The sequence below is a fragment of the Streptomyces sp. WAC 06738 genome, assembly GCF_003945505.1.
In the GTDB taxonomy this organism is placed as follows: Bacteria; Actinomycetota; Actinomycetes; order Streptomycetales; family Streptomycetaceae; genus Streptomyces.
On the sequence record NZ_CP029618.1, the window covers coordinates 5,382,613 to 5,394,913 of the forward strand.

A 12,301-nucleotide genomic window follows, 5' to 3' on the forward strand; every position below is an offset into this window, starting at 1 on the left:
GGACGGCGAGGGGACGTGGTGCGCAATGAGGCGCTTTGACGCGGTCGTCGTGGGCGGCGGCCACAACGGCCTGGTGGCCGCGGCCTACCTGGGCCGGGCGGGGCTGCGCGTCGTGGTGGTCGAGGCGCGCGACCGCCTCGGCGGGCCGTGCGGCCCATACGAGTTCCTGCCGGGACGCACCCTGTCGTTCACCAACTCGCCCGGCTCGCTCAACCCCGCGGTGGTCCGCGAGCTGCGCCTCGCGGACCACGGCCTGCGGTTCGTACGGGCCGATCCCACCGTCGTGCACCGCTTCGCCGACCGCAGCTTCGTCGGCTGGCGCGACCAGGCCCGCGTCGACCGGCAGCTCGACGCCCTCGCCGCCGGCGAGTCCGCCCGCTACCGCGAGCTGATCGCGGGACTCGACCGCCTCGGCGCCGCCCTCGGCGTCTCGCTGGACGAACCGCCACCGGAGCTGGACGAGTTGCGCGGCCGGCTGACGGACCCGGACGACCTGAAGCTCTTCACCGCCGTCTTCGACGGCAGCCTCCGCGGACTGCTGGCAGAGCGGCTCCACTCCGAGCAGGTCGGGGGACTGCTCGGAATGCTGGCGCTCAACGCCCAGCTCGTCCCGCCGTCGGCGCCGGGCACGGCGATCGGGCTGATGATGCGCCCCTTCGCCCGGGCGTCGGCGGCGGGACTCCGCGGCCCCGGCGACGCCGAGCGCGTCGCGCTGCGCGGCTCCACCGGCCTGCCGGTCGGCTCGATGAGCGCCATCGTCGCCGCCCTCGAAGCGGACGGCCGCGCCCACGGCGTCGAGTTCCGCACCGGTACACCCGTCTCCCGCATCCTCTACGACGAGCAGGGGGCCCGCGGCGTGGTCACGGCGGCCGGCGAGGAGCTGACCGCCGACCGCGTCGTCGCCGCGGTCAACCCCGTCCACCTCTTCCGCGACCTCCTCGACGACGGCGCGCTGGGCGCGGACGTCCGCGCGGACGTGACGGGGCAGCGGATGCGCGGCTCGGCGTTCAAGCTGGTGCTGGAGGTCGACTCGCTGCCCGCGTACGCCGGTCTGCCCGGGGACACGGACCCGGACTCCGCGCGCGCCTGCCAGTTCCGCTTCGGCGACTCGCTCGGCCACATCGAGGAGTCCGTCACCGCCGCCCTCGCCGGCCGGACCTCGCAACGCCCGCTGATGTGGGGCCTCATCCCCACCCTCACCTCCCCGGGCCTCACCCCCGGGGACACCCACCTCATCAGCGTCAACGCCTGGCACGCGCCGTACGCACCGGAGGAAGGCGGCTGGGACGGGGCGCGCACCGAGGCGTTCGGGCGGCGCTGCGTCGCGGTGCTGGAGGAGCTGATGCCCGGCCTCGCGGACCGGATCACCGACCACCGCTTCATGGGCCCCGTCGAGATCGAACGCGAACTCGGCCTGGTGGAGAGCAACATCACCCACGGCGACATGCTCCCCGCCGGACTCTTCGGCGCCCGCCCGCACCCCGCCGTCGCCGGCTACCGCACCCCGCTGCGCGGCTTCTACCTCTCCGGCGCCGGCGTCTGGCCCGGCGGCTACGTCACCGGCACCCCCGGCCGCAACGCGGCCCGCGCCGTCCTCAGCGACCTGCGCGACCCGGCCCTCCATCCGACCGACGACGACCGAAGGCGACCGGCATGAGGTTCACGCACCGTCCCCGTCCGCCCCGTCCGCGCCCCGCGCGCCGCAGGGGGCTCCGCGCCGCCGCCGGCTGCGCCCTGGCCGCCGCCCTCCTGCTCGCCGGGTGCAGCGCCAACCCGTCCTTCGGCCGCGACTCCGGCACCCTGGTCATCGGCGCCGAGGGCGAGATCCCGCCCCTCGACCCGCACCGCATGTCCGGCACGGTCGGCCTGCGCATCGTCGACGCCCTCTACGACCCCCTCATCCGCGAGGACCTGAGCGCCCGTACGGACCGCGCCCCCGCGCTGCGCCCCGGGCTCGCCGAGTCCTGGAAGTCCGCGCCCGACGCCCGCAGTTACACCCTGGAGCTGCGCGAGGGCGTCACCTTCGCCGACGGCGCGCGCCTCGACGCCGAGGCCGTCAAGCTCAACTTCGACCGGATCATGGACGAGGACTCGCCGGTCCACGACGCCACCGCCGCCGGGAACATGACGTTCCTCACCCGCTGGATCGAGCGCGTCGAGGTCACGGGAGCGTACGAGCTGACGCTGCGCCTCTCCGAGCCGTACGCGGGACTCCCGCGGCTGCTCACCGACCGGCGCATGTCGATCATCAGCCCCGAGTCGCTGACCGCGGGCAAGCCCGACGACATCGGCCTGCACCCGGTCGGCACCGGGCCTTTCACGCAGGGCGCCGCCGACCACGGCCGGCGCATCACCCTGGAGCGCAACACCGGCTACTGGGGCGGCAAGCCGCGGACGCCGACCATCGTCGTCGAGTCCGTCACCGACCCGACCACGCTCGCCATCGCCGCCGAGACCGGCGAGGTGGACGCCATCCTGAGCGCGGGCGCCCAGCAGGTGCACCAGCTCACCCACGACGACGCGATGAGCGTGCAGTACCCGGACGCGGCGAACCAGTACTTCCTGCGGCTCAACGCCCGCATCGCCCCCACCGACGACCCGGCGTTCCGGCAGGCGCTCAACTACGCCGTCGACCGGAAGGCGATCGCGACCCTCACCCAGGGCCAGGTCGCGCCCTCCACCGGCCCGCTGCCGCGCGGCAACGAGGCGTATGACGAGGCGGCAGCCGAGACGGATGGCGCGGCCGCCGAGACGGACGGCGCGGGCAGTTCCCCCTACACGTACGACCCGGAGCGCGCCCGGCAGCTCATCCGCGAGAGCGGCGTCGAGACGCCCGTGCGCATCACGCTCCTCGCCCCCGACAGCGGCCCCGGCTTCTCCCAGGCGACCGAGATCATGGCGCTGCTGGAGCAGGACCTGAAGGCGGTCGGGGTGTCGCTGAAGGTGCGTTACATGGAGTTCGCGTCGCTGGTCGCCGAGGAGGGGGGCGGCTACGACGACCGCACCCACGGCTCGTTCAACGGCTGGACCACCGGCGCCGACGCCGCGGACTTCCTGGAGCGGATGTTCAGCGGCCAGGCGCACCCGCCCGAGGGCGTCAACCGCGGCTGGTACGCGAACGACGACGTCGACGCCCTCTTCGACCGGGCCAGGGGCGAGCCGGACACCGCGAGCCGCATGGGGCTCTACCGGCAGGCCGCCGACGAGATCGCCGCCGACGCCCCCTGGGTCTTCCTCTACCAGGACCGGCTGCCCCGCCTCCTCGGTGACAAGGTCCGCGGCGTCGCCCCCGCCGCCTCCGTCTACGTCGACTACACCACCATCCGCCGCCGGTGAGGCCGGCGAGAACGAGAGAAGTGAGACAGGTGCCGAGAGAAGTGAGGGGAGAACAGCCATGAAGGCCACCGCGGCAGCACCCCCGGGTGCCGCGGGCGCGCCCGCCGCCCGCCCGCCGGCACGGACGCGCACGCGCGGCCGGCTCGCCCGGCTCTCCGCCGGCAACGCCACCGCGTACCTCGGCGGCGGCATCGTCGCCGCCACCGTCCTCGTCGCGCTCCTGGCGCCCCTCCTCGCCCCGTACGACCCGCTGGACACCGATCCCGCGGCCATCGGCCTCGGCCTCTTCAGCGACGGGCACCTGCTGGGCACCGACGAGGTGGGCCGCGACATCCTCAGCAGGCTCATGTACGGGGCCCGGATGGCGCTGCTCGTCGCGATCCTGCCGACGGTCCTGGCGCTGGCGGTCGGCGGCTGCATCGGCCTCTTCTCCGGCTACGTCGGCGGCTGGGTCGACAGCGTGCTGATGCGCGTCTTCGACGTGATGTTCTCCTTCCCCGGCATCCTGCTCGCGCTGGGCATCGGCGTCGCGCTGGGGCCCAGCACCACGTCGCTGATCGTGGCGGTGGTGGTCGTGACGATCCCCGAGTTCGGCCGGATCGTCCGCGGCAACGTCGTCTCGCTGCGGCAGGAGCAGTACGTGGAGGCGGCCTCGGCCCTCGGCTACGGGCACCGGCGGATCGCGTTCCGCCACATCGCCCCGAACCTGCTGGGCGGCGTGGTCGTCTTCGCCACCCTGCAGACCGGCCGCAACGTCATCCTCAGCGCCAGCCTCGCCTTCCTCGGCCTCGGCGCCCAGCCGCCCACGCCCGACTGGGGCCAGATGCTCAGCGGCGGCCGGGCGCTGCTGGTGACCTCGCCGCACGTCGCCACCCTCCCGGGGCTGGCGGTGGTCGTCCTCGCGGTGGGCTTCAACCTCCTCGGCGACGGCGTACGGGACCGGCTCGACCCGCGCTCGCGGCGGTCGCGGGCGGCGAAGGCGGACGACGACGCCGGGGCGGACGAGGGGGCGGACGGCGCGGTGGCGGCCGGTCAGGCCGCCCGGTCCGGCAAGACGGGAGACGCTCCATGCTGACCTTCATCCTGCGCCGCGGGCTGCAGATGATCCCCGTACTCCTCGGGGTGACCGTCGCCACCTTCGGCCTCGGCCAGATCATCCCCGGCGACCAGGCCACCGCGCTCCTCGGCCCGACCTCCTCCGAGGAGGACCGCGCGGCGCTCCGCGCCGACCTCGGCCTCGACGAGCCCGCGATCTCCCGCTACTTCACCTACCTCGGCAACCTCTTCAGCGGCGACCTCGGCCGCTCGCTCTCCTTCGGCCGCCCGGTCTCCGAGGTGCTCTCCGAGCGGCTGCTCAACACCCTGCTGCTCTCCGGCACGGCCATCGTCGTCGCCGCGGTGCTGGGCGTGGCGATCGGCACGTGGGCCGCGCAGAAGCCCGGTTCCGTACGCGACCGGGGGCTCACCGTCGGCGTGCTGTTCCTCAACTCGGTGCCGTCGTTCTGGCTCGGCCTGGTCCTGATCGTCGTCTTCTCGCTGCAACTGCGGATCCTCCCGGCCACCGGCATGACCTCCATCGCCGGCGGCGGCGCCGTCGACACGGCCGCGCACATGGTGCTGCCCGTCATCACCCTGGCCGCCTGGTCGCTCGCGGTCATCGCCCGCATGACGCGCTCCGCGGTACTGGAGGTCATCGACAACGACTACGTGCAGACGGCCCGTTCGCGCGGCATCGGCGAGTTCCACGTCATCGTCCGGCACGTGCTGCCGAACGCCATGCCGTCGGTGGTCACCGTGATCGGGCTCCAGGCCGGGTTCCTGCTCAGCGGGGCGGTGCTCACCGAGACGGTGTTCTCCTGGCCGGGCGTCGGCCTCGCGCTCCAGCAGGCCATCTCGTCCCGCGACATCCCCCTGGTCCAGGGCGGAATCCTCGTCATCGCCGTCGCCTTCGTGCTCATCAACCTGCTGGTCGACGTGGTACAGGCGTACTTCAACCCCAAGATCAAGCTCGCGTAGCGGGAGGCACCACCGTGAACGTGCTGGACGTAGCGCATCTCGAAGTCACCCACCCGGGCCACGACCACGACTCGTCCCTCACCACCGTCCGCGACGTCTCCTTCCGTGTCGCCGCCGGCGAGTCGCTGGGCGTCGTCGGCGAGTCCGGGAGCGGCAAGAGCCAGACGATGCTTGCGGTCCTGGGCATGCTGGGGCGGGGCGGCGCCCGGGTCTCGGGCCGGGTGGAGTTCGACGGCACGGACCTCACCGCGCTCAGCCAGAAGCAGTTGCGCGCGGTCCGCGGCTCCGGCATCGGGCTCGTCTCGCAGGACGCCCTGTCCGCGCTCAACCCCGCCATGACCATCGGCAAGCAGATGGCCGAGCCGCTGATCCGCTACGACGGCCACAACCGCAGGTCCGCCGCCGACCGGTGCACCGAACTGCTCCAGCTCGTCGGCATCCCCGCGGCCCGCGAACGGCTGCGCGCGTACCCGCACCAGCTCTCCGGCGGCATGCGGCAGCGCGTGCTGATCGCCATGGCGATCAGCCGTGAACCGAAGCTGCTCATCGCCGACGAGCCGACCACCGCGCTCGACGTGTCCATCCAGTCCCAGGTGCTGCGGCTCATCGACCGGCTGCGCCGGGAGCTGGACATGGCGCTGGTGCTCATCACCCACGACCTGGGCGTCGTCGCCGGGGTCACGGACCGGATCGCCGTGATGTACGGGGGGATGATCGTCGAAACGGCGTCGACCGCCGAGCTGTTCGACGCGCCGGGACACCCGTACACGCGGGCCCTGATGCAGTCCGTACCGCGGATGGACCGGAAGCCCGGCGACCGGCTCCCCGCCATCCCCGGACTGCCGCCTCATCCGTCGGCGCCGCCGCCGGGATGCGCCTTCCAGCCGCGCTGCACGCTGGCGCGGGCGGAGTGCGGGGACGGTGTCCCAGTACTGGCGCAGCCGGAGCCGGCACACGCCGGGCACCTCGTGCGCTGCCCCGTCAACGTCCCCGTACCGACCGGAGGAGCCGGCACATGACCGCCTCGGACACCGCGCCGCCCGCCGCCGTCGTGACGGACCTGCGGGTGGACTTCCCCGTACGCACCGGGCTGCTGCGGCGCGTCACCGGCACGACCCACGCCGTCGCCGGCGTCTCCTTCACCGTCCCGGCGCGCAGCATCGTCAGCCTTGTCGGCGAGTCCGGCAGCGGCAAGACGACCACGGGCCGCGCGCTGCTCGGCCTGTCGCCCGTCACCTCCGGCAGCGTGCGGCTGCACGGCCGGGAGCTGGGCGAGCTGCGCCGCGACCGGACGCTGCCGCGGGTGGCGCAGATCGTCTACCAGGACCCGTACGCGAGCCTCAACCCGCGGATGACGCTGCGCACCATGCTCCGCGAAGTCCTCACCGTGCACCGCACGGTGGACCCGGACGGCGTCTCCGCCCGGGTCGCCGAACTCCTCGACCAGGTGGGCCTCCGCAAGCAGTTGGCCGGCCGTTACCCGCACGAGCTGTCCGGCGGGCAGCGGCAGCGGGCGGCGATCGCGCGGGCGCTGGCGGTGGAGCCGCGGTTCATCGTGTGCGACGAGATCGTCTCGGCGCTCGACGTGAGCATCCAGGGTCAGATCCTCAACCTCATCCAGGACCTGCGCCGGGAGCGGGACGTGAGCTTCCTCTTCATCTCGCACGACATGGGGGTGGTCCGGCACCTCTCCGACCACGTCGTCGTGATGTACGGCGGGAAGGTGATGGAGAGCGCGCCGTGCGACGAACTCTTCGCGGCGCCGCGGCATCCGTACACCCGGGCGCTGCTGCGGGCGGTGCCGGTGCCGGACCCGCGGGCGGCGGGCGTACGGGACGACGGCGGCGCACCCGCCGACGCCCCGCGGGCCGAACCGCCGGACCCGTCGGCCCCACCGCCCGGCTGCCGCTTCCAGGCGTCCTGCCCCTTCGCCACCGCCGAGTGCCGGGAAGGCGACTCCCCGCCGCCCGCCGCCGTCTCGGACACCGGCCACCTTGTGGCCTGCCACCACCACGACACCCCGGCCGTGCGCGCCGCCCTCGCCGAAAGGACCCCCGCACCATGACCCCCGCCACCCCGGCCGCCGCCGAGTACACCTCCCACACGGAGGGCGCCCGGCGCGCGCCCGCGGGCACGTCCGTACCGCTGACCGACCCGGCGAACGGCCGCGTCTGGGCGCTGGCCCGGCTCGACCCGGACGCCGTGGACGACGCGGTGCGCGGCGCCGCCGCGGCGTTCCGCGAGGGCCCGTGGGGCACGCTGCCCGCGCACGCCCGCGCCGACCTCCTCCACCGGCTCGGCGACGTGATCGTGGACCACGCCGACGAACTGGCCCGGCTGGAGACCCTGGCGAACGGCAAGCCGCTGGCGGCCACCCGCGGCGAGGTGCGGGCGCTGGCACGCTGGTACCGCTACTTCGCCGCCGCGGCCGAGACCCTCGACGACCGCCACCGCACGCTCGGCGCCACCACCGACGCGCTGATCCGGCACGAGCCGCTGGGCGTCGTCGCGGCCTTCACGCCGTTCAACGGCGCGCTGTCGCTGGGCTCGTGGAAGCTGGCCCCGGCGCTCGCCGCGGGCAACACCGTCATCCTCAAGCCGCCGCCCCAGGCCCCCGCGTCCTCCGTACGGCTGGCGGAACTCGCCCTCGACGCCGGGCTGCCGCCGGGCGTCGTCAGCGTCGTCATCGGCGGCGCGGAGGAGGGCGGCCGCCTGGTGGAGCACCCGGACGTCGCGATGGTCACGTTCACCGGCAGCACCGCGGTCGCCCGTACCCTCGGCGCCCGCGCGGCGAGCCGGATGAAGCGCTACGTCTGCGAGGCAGGCGGCAAGTCCGCCCACATCGTCTTCGCCGACGCCGACCTCGACGCCGCCGTCACCGCCGCCCGCCAGGGCGCGTTCTCGGCGGCGGGCCAGACGTGCGTCGCGGGCTCGCGGGTCCTCGTACAGCGCGAGGTGTACGAGGAGTTCCTGAGCCGGTATGCGGAGGCGGTGCGGCGCCTGCGGGTCGGCGACCCGGCGGACCCGGCGACCCACGTGGGCCCGGTCGCGTCGGCGGCGCAACTGGAGCGGATCGAGGGGTACGTGGACGAGGCGCTGGCCGGCGGCGCCCGCGCGGTGACGGGCGGGCGGCAGGCGCCGGTGTCACCAGAGTTCAAGGAGGGCTACTGGTACGAGCCGACCGTCCTCGCCGACACCGCCCCCGACGCGGCGGTCTGCCGCGAGGAGGTCTTCGGCCCGGTCGTCACCGTCCACCCCTTCGACACCGACGACGAGGCCGTCGAGATCGCCAACTCCGTCGAATACGGCCTGGCCGCCGGCCTCTGGACCCGGGACGCCGCCCGCGCCCACAGGATGTCCCGCCGGCTCCAGGCAGGAGTGGTGTGGGTGAACACGTACCGCCTGCTGCACTGGAGCGTCCCCTTCGGCGGCTACAAGCAGTCCGGCATCGGCCGCGAGAACGGAGTGGAGGCAGTCGCCGAATTCCTCCAGACGAAGTCCGTGGTCACCGAATACGGCACGCCCGCAGACCCGTTCGGCGCCTGAGGCCATTCCCGTACGAGACGACAGGAAACCCCCATGGAATTCCTCATCAACATACGCATCACCTGGCCCGAGGGCATGGACCCCGAATACAAGGACTCCGTCTCCCAGGCCGAACGCCGCCGCGCGGCGGAACTCGCCGAAGCGGGCCATCTGGTCCGCATGTGGCGGGTCCCGGGCCGCACGGACAACTGGGGCCTGTGGCGGGCGGCGGACCCGACGGAGATGCACGCGATCATCTCGTCGCTGCCGGTCTGGCCCTGGATGGACGTGACGGTCCACGCCCTGGCGGTCCACCCGGTGGACCCGAAGGCGGCGGAGGTGTAGGGGTCAGGGCTGGTGGCGGCGGGCGAAGGCGACGAAGTCGGCCCAGGCGTCGGGGGAGAAGGTGAGCTGGGGGCCGGTCTTGTCCTTGGAGTCACGGACGTGGACGGCGGACGGGCAGGCGGCGACCTCGACGCAGTCGCCCTCGCTGCCGCTGCTGTAGCTGGACTTGCGCCAGGAGACGGCGACTTCCACGCAGTCGTCGCCCTGGGAGCCGCTGTGGCTGCTCTTGTGCCAGGCCAGGTCGATGCTGTTCATAGGTCTCCTCGCATCTGCCGGAGCAGGCTCTTGGAGTCCTCGGGGGTGAGAGCCTGCGAGCGCAGTTTTGCATACCGCTGCTGCAGCACGCTGATCTCTTGACGGTCGACGATGAGCCGTCCGTTCTTCTGCCCCTCCGAGTAGCCGAACCACTGGTTGTCCGCAGTCTCCAGCAGTTGCAACGGCCCGTCCAGGCCCGCATGGGACGGCTGCCGCAGCGGGATGATCTGCACCTCCACGTTCCAGTGCCGCTCGATCACCGTCAGCAGGTGGTCGAACAGTTCTCGCGTGACCGCCTCACCGCCGGTGTCCCGCTCCAGAACGGCCTGGTCGATGATGAAGCTGAAAGCACACGGCGGCTGGCGGCTCGTCGACAGCAACTCCTGGCGTGCGAGCCGTGCCGCAATTCGCTCTTCGAACTTCGCCTCGTCGACCAGGGGCGGCACGCTCAGGGACACCGCCCTGGCGTACGCCTCCGTCTGCAACAGGCCCGGGATCAGCCGACACTCGTACGTATAGAGGCTGATCGCCTCCTTCTCCAGCCTCGCCCACTCCCGGAACCACCGCGCCAGCCCAGGTCGCCGCACCAGGTGCGGTGCCGACCTCCGCAGCGCCCCCGTGTTCCCCAGCACCGGCTCCGCCCGTTCCACGAAGTCCGGCGGCGGCATCCGGCGACCGCCCTCGATCGACGCCACCGTGTGCTTCGAGTACCGCACGCGCTCCCCGAGCTGCTCCCGGTTCAACCCCGCGTGTTCTCGCAGCGCTTGGACCACCGCGCCGAACGTCCGCATGCTGTCCGAGGGCTCCGGCTCGCTCCCGCAGCCATCGCCACCACCCGTCTCCTTCGTGCCACCGGCCATCCTGGCCACCTCTCGCGCACCTGCCCCGTACCTCACAACGCACCTATGCTCACGGACAGTTATGAGTACTGTCCACCCTCCGTGCGCGTACGCTCGCGCAGCGTACGCGCACGGAGCCTCACTCCCGAGGCGCGGAGGCCAGCTCCAGGCGGGGCCAGTCCGCCAGGTCGGCGAGCAACTGCCGGTCGTGGGTGGCGACCACGACCGCGCAGGGCGTGGTCGTCAGGGCCCGGGTCAGCTCGTCTACCAGCGAGGCCGACAGGTGGTTGGTCAACTCGTCCAGCATGAGCAGGTCGGGCTGCTCGGCCAGGCACATCGCCAGGTGCAGGCGCCGCTGCTGGCCCTGGGACATGCGGCCCACCGGCGTGCGAAGTGCTGTCGCGTCCAGCAGGCCCGGCCCGCTCAGCGAGGGCGCACTTCCTTTCAGCCCCCGGGACCGGAGCCGGTCCACGTGTGCCTCGTACGCCCGGTACGCGGTGTGCTCCGGGTTCCAGGCCGGGACCTCCTGGGAGAGCAGGACCACCCGCGCGTCGTGGTGGACGTGCAGGCTGCCCCCGGTGGGGCGTAGTTGCCCGGCCAGCACGCCCAGGAGGGTGGACTTGCCCGCCCCGTTGGGGCCGGTCAGCAGCAGCCGGTCGCCGCCGCTGATGGTCACCTCGACCGGCTGGTGCAGCCGTCCGGTGACCGTGAGGTCCTGCCCGTGCAGGACCGGGCGTCCGGCCCGGGTGCGCAGGTCGGGGAAGGACAGGCTCCGGGGCGGGTCGGGGACGGTGATGCGGTGCCGTTCGAGGTCATCCACGCGCCGGTTGAAGGTCTGCACGACCCCGGCGGCGCGGGTTGCGCGCTGGTGTTTTCCGGTTCCCTTGTCCGGGCGCCAGCCGGTCTGGAGGCGCCCGCGGGCCTCCTCGGCGGCCCGGGTGAGCTGGGCGTGTTCGGCCTGTTGGGCGGCGTGCTCCTGCTCCCACCGCTCCCGTTCGCGACGGCGGCCCTCGACCCACCCGTCGTACCCGCCCGCGTACAGGCGCGGCAGACCGTCCCGGCTCGGGTCCAGGTCCAGGAACGTCGTGGCGACCGCGCGGAGCAGCGCCCGGTCGTGGCTGACCACGGCCACGCCCCCGGCGCGCTCGCGCAGGCTGCGCTCCAGGAAGCCCAGGGCTGCCGCGTCCAGGTGGTTGGTGGGCTCGTCCAGCAGCAGCAGATCGGTGGCCGAGCCGAGCACGACCGCCAGCCGCACCCGGTAGCGCTGCCCGACCGAGAGGGTCGCCAGGCGCCGGTCGCGGTCGGTGCAGGCGCCCAGACCCTCCAGGGCGACGTCGACGCGCCGCTCGGCGTCCCAGGCGTCGAGCGCGGTGGCGATTTCCAGGGCCTGGGCGTAGGCGTCGTCCGCGCCGGGCTCGCCCTGGGCAAGTGCCTCGGTCGCGTTGTCCAGCAGGTCGAGGGCGGTCAGGGAGTCCCCGACCGCTTCTCTCACCAGGTCGCCCACCGTGCGCTCGTCCTCGACGTGCAGCGTCTGCTCGACGAGCGCCAGGGTTCCCGTGCGCGAGACCGTGCCTGCGTCGGGCGTGAGCGTGCCGGCCAGCACGTGCAGCAGGGTCGTCTTGCCCCGTCCGTTCTCGCCGACGACGGCCAGCCGGGAACCGGCCGAGACCGTCACGTCGGCGCCGGACAGGACCGTGCGCTCGCCCAGCCGGACCGCGATCCCCTCGGCGCGCACGTGTGCGGCGGCGCCGGCGGGAAGGTCCCGGGACAGGGCGGAGAAGGGGAAGAGGAAGAAGAGGAATCTGTACGAAGCATGCGTGTTCTCTCAGCTCGTCATGGAGCCGGGCACCACGCGGGGGCCGCCCGGCAGAACGCCAGGACGGCGGGCGAGAGATCAGCCGGATTCCGCCGCCGTCAGCGGCGGAACCAGGGCTTCATACAGAAAGACATGCCCCCAGCGTACGGGCGGGCCCGAGCAGGGGCGA

11 protein-coding genes are annotated in these 12,301 nt (G+C 73.4%); 8 read left to right on the top strand and 3 right to left on the bottom strand.

Translation table 11 applies throughout. The features are described 5' to 3' along the window. Window positions 1–25 precede the first annotated feature (25 nt). Genes DMB38_RS23910 through DMB38_RS23945 form a run of 8 tightly spaced genes read left to right on the top strand, consistent with a single transcriptional unit; the run spans window position 26 to window position 9,222 of the window. Complete coding sequence (locus DMB38_RS23910) at window positions 26–1,657, top strand: NAD(P)/FAD-dependent oxidoreductase (RefSeq protein WP_125936886.1); 1,632 nt, start codon at window positions 26–28, stop codon at window positions 1,655–1,657. Beyond that, window positions 1,654–3,336 (top strand): ABC transporter substrate-binding protein, encoded by a 1,683-nt coding sequence (locus DMB38_RS23915; protein ID WP_125936887.1) that lies wholly within the window; start codon window positions 1,654–1,656, stop codon window positions 3,334–3,336. The genes DMB38_RS23910 and DMB38_RS23915 overlap by 4 nt, the downstream gene beginning before the upstream one ends. Before the next feature lie 58 nt (window positions 3,337–3,394). Beyond that, window positions 3,395–4,411: an ABC transporter permease gene (locus DMB38_RS23920; RefSeq protein WP_240662438.1), complete on the top strand. Its 1,017-nt coding sequence runs from the start codon at window positions 3,395–3,397 to the stop codon at window positions 4,409–4,411. Beyond that, the gene (locus DMB38_RS23925; protein WP_125936888.1) at window positions 4,405–5,352 is read left to right on the top strand and encodes an ABC transporter permease; all 948 of its coding nucleotides are present in this window, start codon (window positions 4,405–4,407) and stop codon (window positions 5,350–5,352) included. Before DMB38_RS23920 ends, DMB38_RS23925 begins: the two co-directional genes overlap by 7 nt. A gap of 14 nt (window positions 5,353–5,366) precedes the next feature. Further along, a complete protein-coding gene (locus tag DMB38_RS23930) occupies window positions 5,367–6,371 on the top strand; it encodes an ABC transporter ATP-binding protein (protein ID WP_125936889.1) in 1,005 nt (334 codons plus the stop codon). Next, window positions 6,368–7,417, top strand: coding sequence for an oligopeptide/dipeptide ABC transporter ATP-binding protein (locus DMB38_RS23935; protein WP_125936890.1), 1,050 nt, complete (start codon window positions 6,368–6,370; stop codon window positions 7,415–7,417). The genes DMB38_RS23930 and DMB38_RS23935 overlap by 4 nt, the downstream gene beginning before the upstream one ends. Beyond that, complete coding sequence (locus tag DMB38_RS23940) at window positions 7,414–8,898, top strand: aldehyde dehydrogenase (RefSeq protein WP_125936891.1); 1,485 nt, start codon at window positions 7,414–7,416, stop codon at window positions 8,896–8,898. The genes DMB38_RS23935 and DMB38_RS23940 overlap by 4 nt, the downstream gene beginning before the upstream one ends. A 33-nt stretch (window positions 8,899–8,931) precedes the next feature. Then, complete coding sequence (locus DMB38_RS23945; protein WP_018839378.1) at window positions 8,932–9,222, top strand: muconolactone Delta-isomerase family protein; 291 nt, start codon at window positions 8,932–8,934, stop codon at window positions 9,220–9,222. 3 nt (window positions 9,223–9,225) lie between these two features. Here DMB38_RS23945 and DMB38_RS23950 read toward each other — a convergent pair whose 3' ends face one another. The 3 genes from DMB38_RS23950 to DMB38_RS23960 form a co-directional block, all read right to left on the bottom strand. Further along, window positions 9,226–9,477, bottom strand: a complete 252-nt coding sequence (locus DMB38_RS23950; RefSeq protein WP_125936892.1) for a DUF397 domain-containing protein — start codon at window positions 9,475–9,477, stop codon at window positions 9,226–9,228. Then, window positions 9,474–10,337, bottom strand: a complete 864-nt coding sequence (locus DMB38_RS23955) for a helix-turn-helix transcriptional regulator (protein ID WP_125936893.1) — start codon at window positions 10,335–10,337, stop codon at window positions 9,474–9,476. The genes DMB38_RS23950 and DMB38_RS23955 overlap by 4 nt, the downstream gene beginning before the upstream one ends. Window positions 10,338–10,455: 118 nt before the next feature. Beyond that, entirely contained in the window at window positions 10,456–12,051 is a 1,596-nt protein-coding gene (locus DMB38_RS23960) for an ABC-F family ATP-binding cassette domain-containing protein (protein ID WP_125936894.1), read from the bottom strand. Window positions 12,052–12,301 lie beyond the last annotated feature (250 nt).